The following is a 19,914-nucleotide window of genomic DNA, read 5'->3' as shown; positions in this document are numbered from 1 at the left end:
CGGAGCCCCAAAACAGAGGAGTTCACATGCGGAACTTTAAACGCTTGACCCTTGTCGTACTTGCGCTGCTCGTGGCCTCAGCTATCGTCCTGTTCGTGCTTGAAAACAACCAGCCAGTGGCACTACTGTTTCTGGGCTGGTCAGCTCCGCAACTTCCTGTCTCGGTTTTCGTGATCCTGGCGCTTCTCGCTGGTATGATAGTCGGGCCGGCGCTTGCGTGGTTTTTAGGAGCGCGTAGGCGCTTTAAATAAATGGATGTGTGGCCCGGAAGTCTTGGTAAGGATCACTATCTGCAATTTTTCTGACTTTGGGTGCGTTTTGTTCGTATTTAATCTAGCTCAGTTTGCCGCTATATCCGACACGGCCTTGCCCGTCTTGCCTTTTGATGCGTTTGGTGTGTACACGAACGCAATGCCAAGCGAGGCTTCCCATGCAAAATGATCGTATTGATGCGCGTCGCGATGATGAAATTGATCTGATCGAGCTGGTCCGGGGGCTGTGGGCTCAGAAAAAGTTAATTTTGGGCGTCACTCTTTTGATTACTGCTGGCGCTGGTCTTTATGCGTTTCTCAGTAAGCCTGTTTATGAAGCCAAGCTTTTTATTATGCCCCCTACTCAGAATGGCATTGCTGAACTCAATTATGGCAGGGGTAAAAGTAGCGAGCTCGACATTTACTCCATAGGCTATGTCTACGAAGTTTTTGCTCGTAACTTACAAGCAGAATCACTTCGTCGGAAGTTTTTCAACGAAGTTTATCTACCCTCATTGAGTGAATCGCAGCGAGACGGGGCGCTCGATCAAGTCTACGTGCGTTTTTCTCGCGAACTGGTCATCAAGCGGCCAGGTAAGGATGCTCCGGATCTTTATTTAGTGGCGGTGAAAAACGAAGATCCCGTTCGCGCCACAGAGTGGGCTAAAACCTATGTGAAGCTCGCCAGCGAAGCGGCCGAATCTGAGCTTATCAAGAACGTAAAGGCAGAAGCGTCGGTTAGGGCGCGGAATCTGGAACAGCGGATTATCAGCTTGCGAGAAAACGCCCAGCGCATTCGAGAGGATCGGGTACAGCAGCTACGTGAAGCCTTGAATATCGCCCAGGCAATTGGTCTTACGACACCCAGCGTGAATTCTACGGCTGCGGTTGATATTACGGTCGAAACAGGAAACAAGCTGGACTATCAAAGGGGTAGTAAAGCGTTGTCTGCGGAGGTTGAAGCGCTGCAGGCCCGCTCTTCCGACGATGCGTTTATTCCTGATTTGCGATCGCTTCAAATGCGATACTATTTTTATAGTAAATTGAACATCGACCCTGAGAGCATCTCGGTCTACCGCCAAGACGGCACAGTAGAGCTGCCGGAGAGCCCCATCAAGCCGAAGAAGATGATGATCCTGCTCTTAGGTGTGATAGGTGGCGTTTTGCTAGGCTGTTCTGTCGCGTTGCTTCGTATCTTGTTCAGTCGAAGTGACAGGAATCCGGTTTAAGCGTTGTTCAAAAGGGGGGGCTGGACATAGAGTAAGCGCCTCCTCAGCGACGGTGCGGGTCGGGTGTCCTGGAGATTGCGCTCGTATATATTCAGTCGGCAGTGACTATTATTCTACAGTGGTAGATTTCAATGCTGCGCTAACTACCAATTTATAGTGGATGTGAAATTGAATAATCAAGACTTTGAAAATGTAAAACTTGGAATCGTAGGCTTGGGTTATGTGGGGCTGCCTCTTGCTGTGGAGTTTGGCAAGCACTATTCCGTTTTGGGTTTCGATATCAGTGAGCGTCGGATTGAAGAGCTGAGTGGAGGTCGAGATTCGACGCTCGAAGTCAGTGAGCAAGAGCTGGGCGAGGCTAAGAATCTGCAGTTCTCCACCAGTGTGGAGAAACTAAGTAATTGTAATATCTTCATAGTGACCGTTCCAACGCCCATAGATCAGTATAACAATCCGGATTTGACTCCGTTGTTGAAGGCGTCTGAGACTATTGGGAGTGTGTTAAAAAAAGGTGACGTAGTAATTTACGAGTCAACTGTGTATCCCGGGGCAACCGAAGAGGACTGCGTCCCAGTTTTAGAGCGTGTATCGGGCCTGAAATTTAATTCGGATTTCTACGTTGGATATAGTCCTGAAAGGATCAATCCAGGCGATAAAGAGCATCGTGTCACCACGATCAAAAAAGTGACATCGGGCTCCACGCCGGAAGTGGCCACAAAAATTGATAATCTGTATAAGAAAATTATCATTGCCGGAACACATAAAGCCAGTTCAATAAAAGTCGCTGAAGCTGCTAAAGTCATCGAGAATACTCAGCGGGATCTGAATATCGCGCTAATCAATGAGTTGGCGATTATTTTCAATAAGCTGGGCATTGACACGGAGTCTGTTCTGAAGGCCGCAGGAACCAAGTGGAACTTTTTACCGTTTCGTCCTGGTTTGGTGGGCGGTCACTGTATTGGCGTAGATCCTTACTATCTGACGCACAAAGCACAGTCCATCGGTTACCATCCGGAGATTATCCTGGCCGGGCGGCGCCTCAATGACAGCATGGGAGAATACGTCGTTTCCCAACTCGTGAAGGCGATGGTTAAGAAACGCATACACGTGGACGGTGCACGAGTATTGATAATGGGGCTTACGTTTAAAGAGAATTGCCCGGATTTAAGAAATACGCGAGTTATCGACATCATTAGTGAGCTGGCTGACTATAATATCGTTGTCGACGTTTTTGATCCATGGGCAGCGGCTGAGGAGGCAGAGCACGAATATGGAATTAAGCTGCTTTCCACGCCTGCTCCAGATTCGTATGACGCTATTGTTCTGGCCGTCGCGCACTCTCAGTTTGCCGATATGGGGTCCCGTCACATTCGCTCATTAGGCAAGGCAAATCACGTGCTTTATGACCTTAAATATCTGCTTGATAATGATGAGTCGGATATCCGACTTTAATTATACATGTCTATTGTTTTGCAGAATGAATTTGGAGGTCGTATGAGTCGATATAATGAGCTGGTTGCCACTCTCCCGAAGAGCCCGCGTGTATGGCTCATTACTGGTGTTGCGGGGTTTATAGGTTCTAACCTGCTTGAGACGCTGTTAAAACTGGATCAGAGCGTCATCGGTCTTGATAACTTTGCTACTGGCCATCAGCGAAATCTTGATGAGGTCAAGGGCGAAGTTTCAGCTGATCAATGGGCTCGTTTCACGTTAAAAGTTGGAGACATACGCACTCTGGATGATTGTCGAAACGCGTGCGAAGGCGTCGATTATGTACTCCATGAAGCGGCATTGGGCTCTGTTCCCAGGTCATTGGCCGATCCCATTCTTACTAACGCATCTAATATAGATGGTTTTTTGAATATGTTGGTTGCTGCCCGTGATGCGGGGGTAAAAAGCTTCACTTATGCGGCGAGTAGTTCTACTTATGGCGATCATCCGGCTCTGCCAAAAGTCGAAGACGTCATCGGTAAACCTCTTTCGCCCTATGCCGTAACGAAATATGTTAATGAGCTGTATGCCGATGTTTTTTACAAGAGCTATGGTTTCAACACGATCGGCTTGCGTTATTTCAATGTGTTTGGAAAAAGGCAGGACCCGAATGGGGCCTATGCTGCCGTGATACCTAAATGGGCCGCGGCGATGATTTTGGATGAGAACATCAATATTAACGGAGATGGTTCAACAAGCCGAGATTTTTGTTTTATCGAGAACGTTGTTCAGGCCAATCTTCTGGCTGCAACCGAAGAAAAAAACTATGCTTTGAATAATGTTTACAATGTGGCGGTAAACGCACGAACGAGCCTGGAAGAGTTGTTTTCCATGTTGAAGGCTATGTTGGCAGATTTGGGCGTAAATTATGCAAAGGAGCCTGTATATAAAGACTTCAGGGCTGGAGATGTCCTGCATTCCCAGGCAAGTATTGAAAAGATAAAAAATAATTTGAGCTACGTTCCCGATTATAGCGTCGCTGAGGGCTTGAGACTGGCGATGCCTTGGTATCTGAAAAACGTTTGATGGGCGCTGATTTGATGTCTCTATTAGAAATGTATCCAGTCATTCTGACTTTGGAAGAGTTGTCTTCAGCAAGTATGGTTTGATGCACTCTGATGCTGATGCTGATGCTGATGCTGATGCTGATGCTGATGCTGATGCTGATGCTGATGCTGATGCTGGGGCTGTGGCTGTCAGCTGTAGATTGCACGATTTATTCTTGGTTGATGTAAGAGTGTATGGTCTTCAAGTGGATATATTTTTAATTTGACAGTTTATGTGGGGGAGGGATGAGCCGGATACTGCTAATTGTAGTCAATGATCCGCGGTATTTTTTGTCGCACCGATTGCCGATAGCCAAGGCAGCCCAAGGGAAGGGCTATGCAGTGCACGTTGCGAGCATTGCGAGCCCATTGTCAGGAAAAGTTATTGAAGAAGGCTTTATTTATCACACGATCAAGTTAGAGCGCGGCGGTATTAACCCACTCCTTGAGTTCTTTGCGATGATATCGTTCGTGAGATTGCTTTGGCGTCTACGGCCGACTCTTTTGCATTTGGTGACGACTAAGCCGGTTCTTTATGGGGGGATGGCTGCTCGCCTCGCTCCTGTCGGGGGGGTTGTATCCGCCATCGCTGGCATGGGTTCTGTGTTTATTGGAAGAGACTTGCGGTCGAAAGTTCTGTCGTTTGTTTTGAGCCGTATGTATCGATTAGCGCTGGGCGCTCACAATCTTCGGGCGATCTTTCAGAACCCTTGTGACCGCGCCCTGGTGATGAAGATGAGCGGTTTGGATGCTGATAAGACGGTGTTGATTCGTGGCTCGGGGGTCCATCTGGCTTCTTATCCGGTTTTGCCAGAGCCAATCGGCACGATAACCGTTACGTTTGCAGGACGATTCCTTAGGGATAAGGGTGTCCATGAATTTATCAAGGCCGCTCAATTAGTCAAACGTCGTCAGAACGATGTGGTCTTTCAACTGGTCGGTGATGTGGATGAAGGCAACCCCACCAGCCTTTCCAGTACTGAGGTAGAGGCCCTGACAGTCGAAGGGAATGTACGTGTACTCGGTTATCAGAGTGATTTGGCCAAGATATTCTCTCGTTCGCATATTGTAGTCTTGCCCTCTTATCGAGAAGGATTACCAAAAGTCCTGATCGAGGCGGCGGCCTGTGCGCGGCCTGTTGTCACGTCTGACGTTCCCGGCTGCCGTGATGCTATTATAGCGGGAGAAACCGGACTGCTTGTGCCGGTTAAAGACGCCGAAGCATTAGCGATCGCGATTGAGAAATTGGTTTCGAATGCAGAGTTAAGGCATGAAATGGGTCGTGCTGGAAGGAAGTGGGCGGAGCGTGAGTTCGCCATTGAAAATGTGGTGAAAGTCCATTTGGATGTCTATCAAGCACTTGAGGCTGAAACTTGAACTTGCCAAAGAGCATAGTTGTAACCGGCGCAACAGGATTCGTTGGTCGGGCTCTAGTCGAAAAACTGCAAGGTAATTCAGATTATAAGTTAACGTTGTTGGTTCGAAAAAAGGTTGACTGTTTTTTATCGGGTGTAGATCAGGTTGTCGTGCCGTCTGAGAAGCCCTTTCAGCGTCCTTTATCTATTAGTAAGGGGGCGACTGTTATTCATTTGGCGGGACGGGCGCACATATTAGATGAGAAATCTGAACGGCCTCTGCATGAATTCAGGCTCGTTAACGTTGAAGCTACAATTGACCTGGCGCGTCAGGCAATGGAGGCTGGAGCCAAAAGATTCATTTTCGTTAGCTCTATCGGGGTTAACGGTTCTGTAACATATTCCGCTCCATTTAATGAGGATGCAGCTCCACAACCGCATGCGGACTATGCTGTATCCAAGCTGGAAGCTGAATGTGCATTGCGAGCTCTGGTAGAAAAAGGTTCGATGGAGTTGGTGGTTATTCGGCCACCCTTGGTTTATGCGGCGAATGCCCCGGGCAATTACCAGCGTTTGATGCGTTTGGTGTCCAAGGGCTTGCCTTTACCCTTCGGCGCTATAAAAAATCTTAGAAGCCTAATTTCGCTGGAAAACCTGGTTGACTTTATTTGTCTTTGCATCGAACACCCTGCAGCGGCTAACGAGCTGTTTCTGGTGTCGGATATCAGGCCGGTGTCTACAAGCGAGATGATAACTGCTCTGGCCCAGGGCATGGGACTGAAACCTCGACTCATTTCGGTACCTGATTTTTTACTCCGTACTGGTGCTAGGATCTTTCGGAAACAATCAACCTACACGCAGCTATGTGGTTCATTGGTTATTGATTCATCGAAGGCTCGTAACCTGCTGGGTTGGACTCCGCCCATCTCGGTGATTGATGCGCTGCGTCAGTCCGGTCGTAAATATATAATGCAAAAAAGTGAAATGTCTAAGCATGGGCGTGTTTTGTAATGAAAATATTTGCTTTCCTTTTGCTCAGCACCGGTGCCTCATTGGTATTAACCTGGGTTTTGCGTTCATATGCCATTCATAAGAACATTATCGACATCCCGGGGGGACGTAGTTCACACACCATACCCACACCCCGGGGGGGCGGCTTGGCATTTGTCATCGTCTTTCTTTTGGCGCTGCCGCTACTTGCAGGCAACGATTTTCTGTCTTGGACCGCGGCCTGGGCGATGTTGGGAGCGGGTATCGGGGTCGCTGTTCTCGGCTTTCTGGACGACCACGGTCACATAGCAGCTCGCTGGAGGTTGCTTGGCCATTTCTCAGCTGCAATTTGGGCGTTATGTTGGCTAGGTGGTCTGCCCACGATTAACTTGTTTGGTCATGAGTTTGCGTTGAGTTGGGTTGGACACGTACTGGCGGTCGTTTATTTGGTGTGGATGCTCAATCTCTATAACTTCATGGATGGTATCGATGGTATCGCTAGCGTGGAGGCGATATGCGTTTGCCTCGGCGCATGCGCCATTTACTGGTTGGGTGGATTTAACGGTCTTATTTTGGCGCCGCTGATGTTGGCGATGGTAGTCGCGGGTTTTCTTTACTGGAATTTTCCCCCTGCACGTATCTTCATGGGCGATGCGGGCAGTGGGTTTCTGGGAATCATCCTTGGGCTGCTTTCCTTGCAAGCCGCTTGGGTTTCTCCGAAGCTTCTATGGGTGTGGCTGATTTTACTGGGTGTCTTTATCGTGGATGCCACCGTCACCCTTATGAGACGCCTCCTGCGGGGCGACAAGGTATACGAAGCTCATCGCAGCCATGCCTATCAGTTCGCCTCACGCCAGTACGGGCGTCATTTACCAGTGACGCTCGCCGTCGGTGCCATTAATCTATTCTGGCTCCTACCCCTGGCCGCTTGTGTCGTATGGTGGAATGTTGATGGAGGGTTAGCACTGACAGTGGCTTATGCGCCGCTGGTATTCCTGGCCGTTAGATTTCATGCCGGGGAGCTCGAGAAGGTATGACTCCAGACTGCTGGATGGTTTTTTCTGTTTGGCAATTGTCCAATGGGCAACGGATTCACAACGTACTTCAGTAATGGATGCATTAGAGCCCGGTCAGGGTGCGTGAAGGTAGTTATGGATAAAGTAAGAACAGCGTTGCTGGGGCTGCCCAGACGTCATAAGCGGGCAATCCAGGTGGCCACGGATGTGGTTTTAGTCTGGGCCGCGCTCTGGTTGGCTTTTGTCGTCCGGTTAGGTATTGACATATGGGCTACCCCCATCGAGACCCATCTCTGGCTTTTTGCGTCTGCCCCGGTGATCGCGATTCCAATTTTCATTCGTTTCGGAATGTACCGCGCGGTGATGCGCTATTTCGGCAATGATGCGTTGATTACCATTAGCAAGGCCGTCAGTCTTTCGGCGTTGCTATTGGCGCTTGTGGTGTATTGGTACAGCAACCATACGACCTTGGTACCGCGATCTATCATTTTCAATTTCTGGTGGCTGAGCCTCATCATGCTTGGCGGCCTGCGCTTGGTGATGCGGCAATATTTCCTGGGCGATTGGTTCTCCGCAGCCCAGCATGTGCCATTTGCGAATCGCGATGATGGTCTGCCCAAGGTTGCGATTTACGGTGCGGGTGCGGCAGGCAACCAGCTTGTCGCCGCACTGCGTATGGGGAGGGTGATGAGGCCTGTTGCATTCATTGATGATGATCGGAGTATCGCTGACCGGGTTATCGCAGGATTGCAGGTCTATCAACCCAAACATATCCAGAAGATGATTGACGCGACCGGCGCGCAGGAAATCCTGTTGGCCGTTCCTTCTTCGTCACGCGGTCGTCGTAGGGAAATACTGACATTACTGGAGGGGTTCCCGTTACACGTTCGCAGTGTTCCGGGATTCATGGATCTGGCAAGCGGTCGGGTCAAGGTGGATGACATCCAAGAGGTGGACATTGCGGATTTACTTGGGCGTGACTCCGTACCGGCCCAGGCTGATCTGTTGGAGCATTGTATAGCAGGGCAATCGGTATTGGTGACCGGTGCCGGCGGGTCGATCGGCTCTGAATTGTGCCGACAAATCCTGGCCCTTCAACCCACTACACTGTTGCTTTATGAGCATAGCGAATTCAATCTTTATAGCATTTTGTCTGAACTTGAACCCCGAATAGCCCGGGAATCCTTGTCTGTAAGGGTGTTGCCGATTCTGGGATCGGTACGGGATGAGAACAAATTGCTGGACGTGATGAAGACTTGGAGCGTCAACACGGTCTATCACGCCGCGGCTTATAAGCACGTGCCCATGGTAGAGCACAATATTGCGGAAGGCGTTCTGAACAACGTAATCGGAACGCTTAATACCGCGCAGGCCGCATTGCAGGCGGGGGTGTCAAATTTTGTGCTTATCTCGACTGACAAGGCAGTTCGACCCACCAATGTGATGGGAAGTACGAAGAGACTCGCAGAGCTGACTTTACAAGCCCTCAGTCGAGAGCTAGCCCCCGTATTATTTGGCGACAGGGCGAACGTCTCACGGGTCAATAAGACCCGCTTCACTATGGTTCGATTTGGTAACGTACTAGGCTCTTCCGGTTCAGTAATTCCCCTGTTTCACAAACAGATCAAATCCGGGGGGCCTCTGACCGTTACGCACCCCAAGATCACGCGTTATTTCATGACAATTCCTGAAGCCGCTCAGTTGGTAATCCAAGCGGGCTCCATGGGGTTGGGTGGGGACGTATTTGTTTTAGATATGGGCGAGCCGGTAAAAATCATCGAGTTAGCAGAAAAAATGATCCACCTGTCAGGTTTAAGTGTTCGCTCCGAAAAAAATCCCCACGGGGACATTTCGATAGAATTCACTGGCCTGCGTCCTGGAGAGAAGCTCTACGAAGAACTGCTGATCGGCAACAACGTTGTCGCGACTCAACACCCTATGATCATGAGCGCCAATGAGGATCACCTGCCTTGGGAGCTGCTGAAGGCCAGCTTGACCGAGCTGCTCGCTGCCATTGACCGTGATGATTACGCCAGGGTTCGACAGTTGCTTAGGGATACGGTGAGTGGATATGCCCCGGATGGCGAGATTGTCGATTGGATTTATCAACAGCGTCGCCTTGAGCCTTAACATATCTGACATGTTGTAACGTGCAGGTTTTTGACAGCGTTTCACCATCACTTATATTTGAGAAGCAGCTTCGGAAAGCTGCTTTCTCTCAACGATGTCATGGAGCGTCTCAATGCTTAGAGGCAACTAATGAGGTAGGCGCCATTGTGATCTATGAAGCCCATTTCTAGGCCTGCTGCGTTGAGCAATGCTGCAACCCTTCCTTTCAGGTTAGACAGAGCCGGTACGTTCAGTCCCATAGTATTTTGTGCATGCCCATAGCGGTCGTTTGACGTGGTTTGGTCCGGCCTCGCCAGGCCCGTGGGCTGGTCGCAGATCGGCCTATTCAAGAATCATCCCAATTATCAAGCCCGGCCTGGCCTTCGAGTGCCAAGGATTTTGAGCACACAGCGGTCCGTGCCTGGAGAAAATCGTAGACACCATCCTTCAGATGGACAGTTTCCGCATAAAAAGGCACGATGTGTCGTTTACTGAGCACGTAATCAGAGCCTCTGGCATTTCTAGGCCGGAAGTCATCAAGCGATTGCAGTTTGGATTGTGTATCGCTTTGCTTGATAATGTAAGTTTGTAATAAATACAAGGATTGACTTTGAAGACAAAAGCAATAAGTACGGCCAATGAAAAAAGTAGAAGTGGTTTTTTTTGGTTGTTATTGGGGACCGCTGGTCAAAACGCCGTACAGCTCATTTCAATTCTCATCCTAGCTCGAATCCTGACGCCAGTAGAATTTGGGGTCGTTGGCATTGGTGCCGCTATCATAGCGTTTTTGAGGATTTTTTCTGAGGTCGGAGTAGGGCCTGCTCTGGTTCAAAAAGAAGAAATATCCTCGGTGGACATCAAAACAGCCAATTCGATGTCTTTGCTGTTGGGCGTCATTCTGGCCATGTCTTTATATTTTTCAGCTGAAAGTTTTTCATTTTTTTTTAGTATGCCAGAGCTGACGGAAGTATTGAGAACACTGGCTTGGATGCTGCCCGTCATTTCATATTCTGTGGTAGGGCAATCGTTGCTTCAACGACGCTTCGAATTCAAGAAGTTGTCGAGTGTTACGTTTTCAAGTTATCTGGTTGCTTATGGCGGCGTTTCGGTTTACATGGCGCTGCATGGATATGGTATGTGGTCCTTGGTTGCCGCATTCTGGATTCAGTCGATAATTTTTCTGATATTGATACTGATACTGTGCAGGGATGCCGCGAAGATCGGTTTTAGCTACCCCAGCGCTAAGGGGATGTTGGACTTCGGCGTAGGCTACTCGATGGCCCGGCTCTGTAACTATGCCGCAGGCCAGGGGGATAACCTCGTTGTAGGTAAGCTCCTCGGCGCCGAGTCGGTTGGGCTCTATGGGCGGGCCTATCAAATCATGTCCATGCCCGCGATCTTATTTGGCAGTGTAGTGGATAAGGTGTTTTTCCCACTGATGGCAAAAATGCAGAATAATAATGAGGCACTTGAACGGCTATACCTCTCTTCGATTTATTTTTCATTGCTTATATTTGTATATCTGAGCGGCTATATCTATATTTTTTCTGATCAGCTGATAGGTGCTCTCTTCGGTGATGGATGGGGTGAGGTAGCAAGACTGATAGAGGTTATGTCAATCGGTTTGTATTTCAGAATTGGCTATAAATTTAGTGATTGCTTAACGATGGCGGTTGGGAAAGTCTATGCCCGTGCGGGCATTCAATTCCTTTACGCTCTCTCTGTTGTGGTACTCGTGGTATTGGGAAGTGGATGGGGCTTGATAGGGGCCTCGGTAGGTGTGGTGGTGGCGATAGTTCTCAATTATCTGATGATGATGATGCTTGTCTGGAGAATACTGAAGTTTAACGTGGGGGGAGTATTCCTTCGTCATCTCAAAGTGCTCGGTTTATTTTCAATTTCGCTTCTGATTTTCATGTTTTTAAATCGGTTTATTGATATTAAAAGTCCGCTCTTGGGGTTTGTTGTGTCCAGCCTGATTTATGCCGTTTCATTCGGAGTGGTGTTGGTCGTATTTGCAAGGTGCCTGAAAGAAGAGCTTGGAGTTCTCAAGCTTGTAGCCAAGCGATGAATGTGGTGAATGATGAATAGTTTAGTTTCGAAATTGCAAGTGTTTCTGTTTGGCATTTTCATGCTTTTTCTAATCGGTGTGGTCGACTCTATTCCGGTCATAGTCACGTTGGTGTATTGTTATACAGGGTTAATCGTTTTCCTTTACGCGAAAAAAGGCGTGGCGGATCCAAGGGTATTTCCTTTGGCTTTTATGTCCGTGTATTTTACGTTTTTCCCGTTGCGTGCTTATTTGTATGGCTCGGAAAATCTACCATTCGATGAGGGCGTTTTGATCCTCAGTTTGCGGTTGCAATTTATCGCAATGCTAGTTTTTGTTGCGGTCTCAAATTTATTGATTAGTAACGCTCGACAAGTGGAGATTTCAACATTCTGTTCTCAGCAGGTTCGTAGTACGTCTTCGGAACGGCTGTTGTTCGTCTTTACGCTCCCCTTTGTTCTTTATTCATTGGCCATCATCCTGACTTCGGATGCGACGTCAAAGCGCGAAGTGCTGGACAGTTTTTCTTCTGTAAAAATAATCAGTGATTTTTCGATACTGATACTTACTGTTCTTGTGTTTCTGCGCGCGGCAAGAATAGGACGCTTTTTTTACAAAGATTTATTCTTGATGCTTTATTTGGTGTTCTGCGTGTTCTATGTGTTGTTGACTGGAGAACGCGACAGTCTGTTCAAACTGTTATTCGGTTTTATGATCATCTATTATGATCGGCGTGGGAATTTTAGTTTTCTGAAAATGATCGCTATCTTTGGCGCGCTTTTGTTTGTTGTTCCAGTGTCCCAGTATTTCAAGAGTGTTTTGCTGTCGGGTACGGTGAATTTTGATCGCTTTGGTGGAGATTTGATTCTGTATAGCGAGTTCATGTCTTCTTCGCGTAATTTCTATTCCCTATTGGTTTTCGATGCTGGCCAAAATATTTCATTTCTGCTCAGTGACGTGGTGCGTGCCTTTGTACCGACCGCATTGCTGGGTGATTATGGTGTGCAAAGTACCGTCGCTTGGTTCGATCGTGTATTTAGGCCTGAGCACGGGTTTGATGGCACGTCAGGTTGGGGCTTTACAATAGTGGGGTTTGGTTACATAGTCGGCGGTCTGGCGGGTATTGTTTTGATAATGGCTTTTTATGCATGGCTGCTCGCATTTCTTTATAATCGCCGATGGTGCTCACTTTACTGGTATGCGTTTTACATCCTCGCGCTTGCAGCCTTTGTATACGCGCTGCGGGCAGATTTGGCCAACTTGCTATCTCAGGTTTTCAAAATATCCGGACTGTGTGTTCTGTTTGTTTTTATGGCGCATTATTTGTTAAGGCGGCCTTCTGGAAGTGCTGATCTTAATAAGGGGTGATTATGAACGGTAGGATGTTTTTCAAGTATTTTTCTTTCTTGATTTGGGTTGTTTCAGCTTGCTTTAAGTTGCTGCCCTCATTCGTCGCCTGGTTTTTGTGGGATCTGGTCTCACTCTTTGGTGGTAAAGTCGCGGTTTTGCTGCGGTATTGTATTGTTTCAGGTCGTGCCAAGCACTTTGGGAAAAATATCTATTTTGGCAAGTCAGTAGTTCTGAAAAATCCCGCAGAGTTTTCAGCGGGTAATAACGTTTCGATACATGACTCCTGCTATTTGGATGCTATTGGTGGGTTGAAGATAGGGGCTGATGTGTCCATTGCGCATCAAACGTCTATCATTACGTTCAATCACACTTGGTCAGATATGAGCCAGCCTATAAAATATAACCCGATAGAAAAGGCCCCAGTCATCATTGAAGATGACGTTTGGATTGGGTGCGGCGTGCGTATCCTGCCCGGCGTTGTCATTGGCAAGCGCTCCATCATTGCAGCGGGTTCCGTTGTCACAAACGATGTGCCCCCCGGCGTCATAGTTGCGGGAGTGCCGGCGAAAATAATCAAGAGTATCGTATGAAGCGCGTGCTGTTTGTTCATGACCATATTTTCAAATACCGTGGTGATGCGTATTACTCCGGGGGAGGACTGCCTGCTGCCATATGGCCCCGCTACCTGCAGGTTTTTCCTTCGCTGACCGTCGTTGGACGGGATGGTGGTGCTCTTATCGAAGGGGAAGAAGGGTATACCCTGTCTTCCGCAAGTGGAGTTGATTTTTGCTTGCTTCCTGGTATTTCAAATTTAAAGAGCTTGCTTTTAGGCCATGCTGGTGTGGAGGCCGTTTGCCGATCTCTGGTGGCTGACTCCGAAGGCGTGATTGCACGTCTTCCAAGTCGACTGGGTCACTTGTTTGTTAAAGAAGCTAAAAGACAAGGAAAACCCTACGCAGTGGAGGTGGTGGGGTGCGCATGGGGTTCGTTGTGGGACCATGGTAGTTGGAAAGGAAAGTTTCTGGCACCGATAGAAGCTCTGAAAACTAGGCAAGCGGTAGCTTCGGCACCGTTTGCTCTATACGTTACGGAGAAATTTCTACAAAAACGCTACCCATGCAAAGTAGGAGTGACTACTTTTTGTTCCAATGTGAACATTCAGCCTGTTGCGGATGAGGTGTTGTTTGCCCGACAACGCCGTATTGAATCACATAAAACAAAAATTGTTATCGGCTTAATCGGAAATTACTCATCCAAATACAAAGGGATTGATGTGGCCATTCGCGCAATGGCGCTGGCGGATGAAAAGCTTCCTGAATGGGAATTTCAGGTAGTCGGCTCAGGCGATGCGAGCGCCTATATCGATTTGGCTCATAAGCTCGGAGTGGATGAAAAGGTCAAGTTTGTCGGTACGAAACCTTCGGGCAGCGCGATATACGAATGGCTTGATACTGTCGATTTGTATCTGCAGCCTAGTTTTCAGGAAGGGTTACCTCGCGCTTTGGTCGAAGCCATGAGTCGCGGTTGTCCGGCCGTTGCTACTTCAATAGCAGGTATACCCGAGTTGTTAAAGGGTTCCGAGATGATCGCGGCGGGTGATCACGCGACGCTGTCGAGCAAGATCCTTGCATTGCTTCAGGATAACGGAGCGATGTTACGTTTGGCACGGGAAAATTTCGAAAGAGCCCAGTCATACTACCAACCGGTATTGGATACCCGACGTACAACCTTCTGGTCTTCTTTCGGGCAATACATCGCGTCCAATCGTAACCGACCCGTAAACCGCACCTAGTTCCGAACGGGATAACGGATTTACCGTGGCATTTCCGGTGAGCAGTTGGTAAGCGCTCCATACGCCCCACTTGGTTAAAAGTAGACGGCGCGCTTGCCGTGGAGCCTAGGTTTGCAGTTCCACGGCAACAAGGCGTCGTAATTTTGACCGAGGATGCCCGGGGCGGGCGCTCCAGTGCGTGACGCAGCCACACATAAGGCTCTGCAACTGCGCCTATCTGCCGCAGCGACTCTCACTAACGAAGCAAGTCAGGATTATCCCTCACTATTGAACCACCTATAAGATTAGAGCCGGTAACATTAAGGTGGTTTTTATCTCGATAGAGAAGATGACCATTGCGAGTCATGCCGCATTGCCCATTTCGGCAAACGTATTGACTAATAGGGACATATTTAACACGCGGCTCTCTCTGCACGACATTGAGCAGTTGCTTTCGGTATATATCGAATTCTTTATTAGCATTGGCCAAGGGAATGGAACATTCATTTTTTAGGACCCGAGATTTCGTGATGCACTTCTTAGGGTCGAATGGAAACCTAGGCACGTCGTCGAATAAATACACCTCTTTGCCGCTAGCCAGCAACCTCTCAACCGAGGTGAAAAGCTCGTCTTCAACAGTCGAACCTACGGGAGCTTGATTAAGACGTTTTATCCAATGCATAGTGATGATTATTTTCTTTGGTCCATCCTCACGCGCGAGAAAGTCATAGATTTCCTTGAATTCTATATTGCTCACAAAGGGTGGGCTGGCCTTAATATAATATGCGACGTTTAGACTTGGTAATGCCTTTGCCATACCGTTAAATAAATGTTCGGCATGACTATCCCCAATGATCGCCACGTCAATTTTAGAGTCGGCCTTTGACTGCATGCACCTCACATGGCCTTCGTAAATCAGTGCACCACTTCTAATGCTGGGTTCTGAGCATACCTGATAATTATCGGTGAGATAGTTAAAGAACTGCTCGTGCCCAATCTCTCCAGCTATTTCTTTGCCCGGTCTAAGTTGAGTGGCACCGCCGGCATATACATAAAGGCCGAGGGTGCCAACTATCAAGCCCAACGAGGCAAGAATCCCAACCATGCTTCTGCGCTCGGAATATCTTATGGGTGTTTCAATATATTTATATGTTGTCCATGCAAGCACTACCGCGACCGCTATTGCGCCCCCCCTGTAGCCGGCATTTGGAAGCTCGCCGCCTGTCAAAGTGGCAAACGACAAGAGGGGCCAGTGCCAAAGATAAAGTGGGAAGCTGAGTAAGCCTATCGATACGAATAATTTGCTACCCAGTATTTTTCGATTTAACCAGGACCCTTCTGCCGGACCAATAAGTAACAAGGAGATCGCCACAGGCAATACCGCCCAGAAACCCGGGAATTGCTTGTTCTTATCAATAAAAATGAAACCACACATCAGCAGAACGAGCGCGCCGACTGAGCTCGCCTCAATCATCCACATCGGAATCGTGCGAGCAGTATTGCCCTGTTTGAAATATTCATATCCGTAGATTAATGCCCCCCCTGATGCAAGCTCCCAAAACCGCGTAAATGGTGAGTAAAAAGCACCTGCAGGATCAGAGTCAACCATCACGACGCTGTAAATAAAGGAGGCAAGGATCAAAGTGGGAATTATAACTAAGGAAGTCTTCCTGAATGTCCATCCCATCCAAACTACTACGGGCCAAATCAGATAGAATTGCTCTTCAACTCCAAGGCTCCACAAATGAAGAAGTGGCTTCATTTCGGCGGCTGAATCGAAGTAACCGGACTCGCTCCACAAATTCAAATTTGCTACAAAGCCTATGCCTGAAGCAACGTGTTTACCAAGCTGTTTGTACTCTGGGTCAAATAAAAAGTACCAACCAAACCCCATGCAACAAAAGAGGACTAGGATTAACGCCGGAAACAATCTACGGACGCGCCTCGAGTAAAAATTCAGGATGTTTAATCTGCCCTTTGCAGCACCACTCAATATGATTCCGGTAATTAAATATCCAGAAATAACAAAGAACACATCTACGCCGATAAAGCCGCCAGGGATAATAGTCGGAAATGCATGAAATAGTACGACAGCCATAACGGCGATCGCGCGTAATCCGTCAATATCTGGTCTATACCGAAGGGATGCATGCATGAGCGCGTGGGGCCTTGACGTAATGGTATGGAATGTCCGCTTGAATGTGCGGGGCCGCCGAGTTTAACCTCATGAAAAATAAGTAGCAAATCGGTACCTACGGAGGTCTTGCGTGTGTGTTTGATCACTGGATCTGCGTCGGCGCGATGGCCAGTGTTTGTCGGCTTCTTCCCGAATCATATATTTGCACACCGATGGCGCAGGTTCGCTTCTGTTCGGACAGCTTGATTTCGCCAGCATCACTCATCCATGCTCGGAGTAGAAGAGAGAACCTCACGCAGAGCTTGGTGCGGTGATGCCGGGCGGGGGAGTCTGTGGCAGGCCTTCTAACTCAAAAAGGTTCTATAAAAGCAGATATCTCGGTATCATGCGCTCTTTTAAAATGCAAGGTAACGGCGGCAAATGAACCAAAAGCGAATTAATGAGATAGATCTGCTCCGGTTTATAGCTGCTATGTCGGTAGTTTTTTTTCATTATACATTTCGAGGCTACGCCGCCGATGACAGGTCGCTCCTGCCTTATCCGTTATTAGCACCTGTGGCAAAATATGGTTATTTGGGTGTAGAGCTATTTTTCATGATCAGCGGTTTTGTCATCATGATGACCGCCGGTGGGGAAGGTTTCAGGAGGTTTTTGATATCGCGGGCGGTCCGCCTTTATCCGGCATTCTGGGTGTGCTGTTCAATAACTTTCGTGGTGACGCTTGCTTTGGGCAGAGATCGTTTTTCCGCGACAGCTCCTCAGTACCTTGGTAACTTGACGCTGATGGGCGATTTTTTCGATATTCGTCCAATTGACGGCGTGTATTGGTCGTTGTTTATCGAGATCCGTTTTTATTTCCTGATAGCACTCGTTATGCTATTACGACAACTTCATCGGATAGAGGCGCTACTGTGTGTTTGGCTCGTGTTGTCCGTAGCGCTTGAATTCACTGATGCCAGAGGGTGGCGGAGGTTTTTCATTACCGAATACTCAACTTACTTCATTGCCGGAGCCATGTTTTATCACGTGTGGCTGAGCGGCGCTTCGAAGTTGAGATGGGCGACGATAATAAGCTCGTGCGCGTTCGCTATTTATCAAGGTATTAATATGCTGCCTAGGTTGGAGCGCCACTATCACGTTGACTTCGACGCTGTTATAGTGGCTGCAACGATTTTTATCAGTTACGTAGTAATGGGTTTTGTAGCCAAAAAGAAGATGGGGTGGGTGGCGGGGCGGAGATGGGTGGTGCTCGGCGTAATTACATATCCACTCTATTTGCTTCATCAAAATGTTGGCTTTATGGTCTTTAACGCGCTCTATCCGGCTGTCAATCCGCATTTGTTACTGTGGGGGACAGTGACGCTTATGATTGCCATGTCTCTGTTTATTCATGTTGTTTTTGAAAGGACTATGGCGCGGCAGCTAAGACGCGTTCTCGACCACATTGGTAATAAAATTGCGGTGCTGTTTACGGGAGGTTTTGAACGATTGAAATCATACCGACCGAAATGACATCGTCGTCTGACCCTATGCTTCGGTAGTGGATTTTGGCGGTGCTCGAGGGTTCGACGTCCCGAAGTTCAAGATTTAGCGAGCGACCGGCTCAAAGTTGATGACATCCAGAAAGTGGATGTCGCGGACCTTCTCGGACGCGATGCGGTTCTCGCGCGAGTTGATCTGCTGGCGCATTGCGTGGCGAAGCCATTCAAGCAGGCGGAATTGCTGATTGCCATCGAGCGGGATGATTGACCACCAGAGGCCGTGAACTGCTTCGCGATACCGTCAGTGGTTACTCTCCGGACGGTGAGATTGTCGACTGGATCTACCAGCAACGCCGTCTCGAACCCTGATTGTTACATACGCTGTAACGTACACATTTTTGACAGCGACACCTCATCGCCTAAGTTTGAGAGGCAGCTTCGGAAAAGCTGCTTCTCTCTTAACGATGTCATGGAGCGTCATTTATGCGTACAGGCTATTTCTACTCTCTGGTTTTTGCCTTTCTCACCAGCGCCTCGATTGCTGCTATCGCGGCCCCAGTGGTCAAGCCTGAGGTGGTCGCTACGCCGCAAGCAGTGGAGCAGCCAGCCAAAACGCAGAGTACCAAGGTGGATTTAAACGGGGCGGATGCTGCCACGCTGCAGCGCGAGCTGTCAGGAATAGGGAAGGGCAAGGCCGAGGCGATTGTTGCGTATCGGGAGAATAATGGGCCGTTCTCTTCGGTGGAGGAGTTGTTGGAGGTCAAGGGGATCGGCAAGGCGATTCTCGACAGGAACCGTGACAAGCTGGAAGTGAATTGAGTTTGTGATTGAAGAAGGCCGGTCGTATTGACTGGCCTTTTTGCTGTCTGGCGGATGCACATTTTTGCACGCATTCTGGAGGCATCCCGCCGTTGGCATAAATAATGATTATCTACAGCCAACCGATTGTTCAACAATCCGAGGCCTTTCTTCCATGATCCATACACTTTCCTTGGCCGACCAGATCACTCTGGAGCTACGCGCCGACATCATCGGTGGCCGCTTGCTGCCAGGCATGGCGCTGGTGGAGAACAACCTGGTCTCGGCCTACAACGCCTCGCGCAACACCATACGTGAAGCCTTACACCGCCTGGGCCAGGAAGGGTTGACCCGTTACGTGCGCAACAAAGGGGTGATGGTCCGCAGGTTAGGTGTCGATGACGTGCGAGATCTGTTCAAGGTCCGTCGCACTCTGGAGCTGCAAGCCATCATGGGCAGTCAGCCACTGCGCGAGTATCAATCTGACCGGATGCTCGAAGCCCTCGAAGCGGCGGATTTGGCTCGGGAGCGTGAAGACTGGCGTTCGGTCGGCACCCATGGCCTGGCGTTCCATCAGCACATCGTCGGATTGATGCGCAGCCCATTACTTGATGAGTTTTTCACCAATGTGGTTGCACAACTGCGCCTGGTATTTAGCTCCGCGCCCGATGAGGCTCGTTTCCAAGCGCCGTGGCTGACCCGTGACCGCTATATCCACGATTGCCTGGCCGAGGGCGACAAGCTTGCGGCCCACGAAGCCATGAGTCTTTACCTCGACGATTCCGAGCAACTGCTTCTGCAACTGCTGACGCCCACCCATCACCCCTGATCAAGGACCCG

At 48.9% G+C, this 19,914-nt stretch carries 16 protein-coding genes and 1 pseudogene; 16 read left to right on the top strand and 1 reads right to left on the bottom strand.

What is annotated here, in order from left to right:
- Positions 1–26 precede the first annotated feature (26 nt).
- The 12 genes from TK06_RS12655 (at position 27) to TK06_RS30855 (ending at position 14,679) form a co-directional block, all read left to right on the top strand.
- Positions 27–251: a lipopolysaccharide assembly protein LapA domain-containing protein gene (locus tag TK06_RS12655; RefSeq protein ID WP_063322354.1), complete on the top strand. Its 225-nt coding sequence runs from the start codon at positions 27–29 to the stop codon at positions 249–251.
- A 179-nt stretch (positions 252–430) separates the two neighbouring features.
- On the top strand, positions 431–1,480 hold the full coding sequence (locus TK06_RS12650; protein ID WP_063322353.1) for an LPS O-antigen chain length determinant protein WzzB: 1,050 nt from the start codon (positions 431–433) through the stop codon (positions 1,478–1,480).
- 168 nt (positions 1,481–1,648) lie between these two features.
- Positions 1,649–2,932: a Vi polysaccharide biosynthesis UDP-N-acetylglucosamine C-6 dehydrogenase TviB gene (tviB, locus tag TK06_RS12645; RefSeq protein WP_063322352.1), complete on the top strand. Its 1,284-nt coding sequence runs from the start codon at positions 1,649–1,651 to the stop codon at positions 2,930–2,932.
- A gap of 42 nt (positions 2,933–2,974) precedes the next feature.
- Positions 2,975–3,997: an NAD-dependent epimerase/dehydratase family protein gene (locus tag TK06_RS12640; protein ID WP_063322351.1), complete on the top strand. Its 1,023-nt coding sequence runs from the start codon at positions 2,975–2,977 to the stop codon at positions 3,995–3,997.
- Between the two features lie 266 nt (positions 3,998–4,263).
- Complete coding sequence (locus TK06_RS12635) at positions 4,264–5,394, top strand: glycosyltransferase family 4 protein (protein ID WP_063322350.1); 1,131 nt, start codon at positions 4,264–4,266, stop codon at positions 5,392–5,394.
- Positions 5,391–6,383, top strand: a complete 993-nt coding sequence (locus tag TK06_RS12630; RefSeq protein ID WP_238992628.1) for an NAD-dependent epimerase/dehydratase family protein — start codon at positions 5,391–5,393, stop codon at positions 6,381–6,383. The genes TK06_RS12635 and TK06_RS12630 overlap by 4 nt, the downstream gene beginning before the upstream one ends.
- Positions 6,383–7,399 carry an MraY family glycosyltransferase gene (locus TK06_RS12625; protein ID WP_063322349.1) on the top strand — a complete coding sequence of 339 codons (1,017 nt, stop codon included), beginning with the start codon at positions 6,383–6,385 and terminating at the stop codon, positions 7,397–7,399. The genes TK06_RS12630 and TK06_RS12625 overlap by 1 nt, the downstream gene beginning before the upstream one ends.
- 114 nt (positions 7,400–7,513) lie before the next feature.
- Positions 7,514–9,508 carry a polysaccharide biosynthesis protein gene (locus TK06_RS12620; RefSeq protein ID WP_063322348.1) on the top strand — a complete coding sequence of 665 codons (1,995 nt, stop codon included), beginning with the start codon at positions 7,514–7,516 and terminating at the stop codon, positions 9,506–9,508.
- A 589-nt stretch (positions 9,509–10,097) separates the two neighbouring features.
- Positions 10,098–11,558, top strand: a complete 1,461-nt coding sequence (locus tag TK06_RS12615; RefSeq protein ID WP_063322347.1) for a lipopolysaccharide biosynthesis protein — start codon at positions 10,098–10,100, stop codon at positions 11,556–11,558.
- A 12-nt stretch (positions 11,559–11,570) separates the two neighbouring features.
- On the top strand, positions 11,571–12,905 hold the full coding sequence (locus TK06_RS12610) for an O-antigen polymerase (protein WP_161951740.1): 1,335 nt from the start codon (positions 11,571–11,573) through the stop codon (positions 12,903–12,905).
- 14 nt (positions 12,906–12,919) lie between these two features.
- Positions 12,920–13,477 (top strand): acyltransferase, encoded by a 558-nt coding sequence (locus TK06_RS33210; protein WP_086936788.1) that lies wholly within the window; start codon positions 12,920–12,922, stop codon positions 13,475–13,477.
- Positions 13,474–14,679 (top strand): glycosyltransferase family 4 protein, encoded by a 1,206-nt coding sequence (locus TK06_RS30855; RefSeq protein ID WP_086936644.1) that lies wholly within the window; start codon positions 13,474–13,476, stop codon positions 14,677–14,679. Before TK06_RS33210 ends, TK06_RS30855 begins: the two co-directional genes overlap by 4 nt.
- 235 nt (positions 14,680–14,914) lie before the next feature.
- Here the strand turns inward: TK06_RS30855 and TK06_RS12595 are convergent, their stop codons facing one another.
- A complete protein-coding gene (locus tag TK06_RS12595; RefSeq protein WP_086936643.1) occupies positions 14,915–16,813 on the bottom strand; it encodes an acyltransferase family protein in 1,899 nt (632 codons plus the stop codon).
- A gap of 402 nt (positions 16,814–17,215) precedes the next feature.
- On the opposite strand from TK06_RS12595, the gene TK06_RS12590 reads away from it, so the two are divergent.
- From TK06_RS12590 to TK06_RS12580, 4 genes and pseudogenes are all read left to right on the top strand, one after another.
- Complete coding sequence (locus TK06_RS12590; RefSeq protein ID WP_063322343.1) at positions 17,216–18,307, top strand: acyltransferase family protein; 1,092 nt, start codon at positions 17,216–17,218, stop codon at positions 18,305–18,307.
- 162 nt (positions 18,308–18,469) lie between these two features.
- A pseudogene (locus TK06_RS33465) lies at positions 18,470–18,645 on the top strand (hypothetical protein); the annotation flags it as partial.
- Between the two features lie 114 nt (positions 18,646–18,759).
- On the top strand, positions 18,760–19,095 hold the full coding sequence (locus TK06_RS12585; RefSeq protein ID WP_063322342.1) for a ComEA family DNA-binding protein: 336 nt from the start codon (positions 18,760–18,762) through the stop codon (positions 19,093–19,095).
- Between the two features lie 154 nt (positions 19,096–19,249).
- The gene (locus TK06_RS12580; protein WP_063322341.1) at positions 19,250–19,903 is read left to right on the top strand and encodes a GntR family transcriptional regulator; all 654 of its coding nucleotides are present in this window, start codon (positions 19,250–19,252) and stop codon (positions 19,901–19,903) included.
- The last annotated feature ends 11 nt before the right edge of the window (positions 19,904–19,914 follow it).

The sequence above is a fragment of the Pseudomonas fluorescens genome (assembly GCF_001623525.1).
In the GTDB taxonomy this organism is placed as follows: Bacteria; Pseudomonadota; Gammaproteobacteria; order Pseudomonadales; family Pseudomonadaceae; genus Aquipseudomonas; species Aquipseudomonas fluorescens_Q.
The sequence above is the reverse complement of the archived record's forward strand: the minus strand, read 5'-3'. Positions and strand labels throughout refer to the sequence as shown.

Coding starts and splice junctions, on each gene's coding strand:
- TK06_RS12655 (WP_063322354.1), top strand. CDS start 27: ATGCGGAACTTTAAACGCTTGACCCTTGTCGTACTTGCGCTGCTCGTG.
- TK06_RS12650 (WP_063322353.1), top strand. CDS start 431: ATGCAAAATGATCGTATTGATGCGCGTCGCGATGATGAAATTGATCTG.
- TK06_RS12640 (WP_063322351.1), top strand. CDS start 2,975: ATGAGTCGATATAATGAGCTGGTTGCCACTCTCCCGAAGAGCCCGCGT.
- TK06_RS12635 (WP_063322350.1), top strand. CDS start 4,264: ATGAGCCGGATACTGCTAATTGTAGTCAATGATCCGCGGTATTTTTTG.
- TK06_RS12625 (WP_063322349.1), top strand. CDS start 6,383: ATGAAAATATTTGCTTTCCTTTTGCTCAGCACCGGTGCCTCATTGGTA.
- TK06_RS12620 (WP_063322348.1), top strand. CDS start 7,514: ATGGATAAAGTAAGAACAGCGTTGCTGGGGCTGCCCAGACGTCATAAG.
- TK06_RS12610 (WP_161951740.1), top strand. CDS start 11,571: ATGAATAGTTTAGTTTCGAAATTGCAAGTGTTTCTGTTTGGCATTTTC.
- TK06_RS33210 (WP_086936788.1), top strand. CDS start 12,920: ATGTTTTTCAAGTATTTTTCTTTCTTGATTTGGGTTGTTTCAGCTTGC.
- TK06_RS30855 (WP_086936644.1), top strand. CDS start 13,474: ATGAAGCGCGTGCTGTTTGTTCATGACCATATTTTCAAATACCGTGGT.
- TK06_RS12595 (WP_086936643.1), bottom strand. CDS start 16,813: ATGCATGCATCCCTTCGGTATAGACCAGATATTGACGGATTACGCGCG.
- TK06_RS12590 (WP_063322343.1), top strand. CDS start 17,216: ATGAACCAAAAGCGAATTAATGAGATAGATCTGCTCCGGTTTATAGCT.
- TK06_RS12585 (WP_063322342.1), top strand. CDS start 18,760: ATGCGTACAGGCTATTTCTACTCTCTGGTTTTTGCCTTTCTCACCAGC.
- TK06_RS12580 (WP_063322341.1), top strand. CDS start 19,250: ATGATCCATACACTTTCCTTGGCCGACCAGATCACTCTGGAGCTACGC.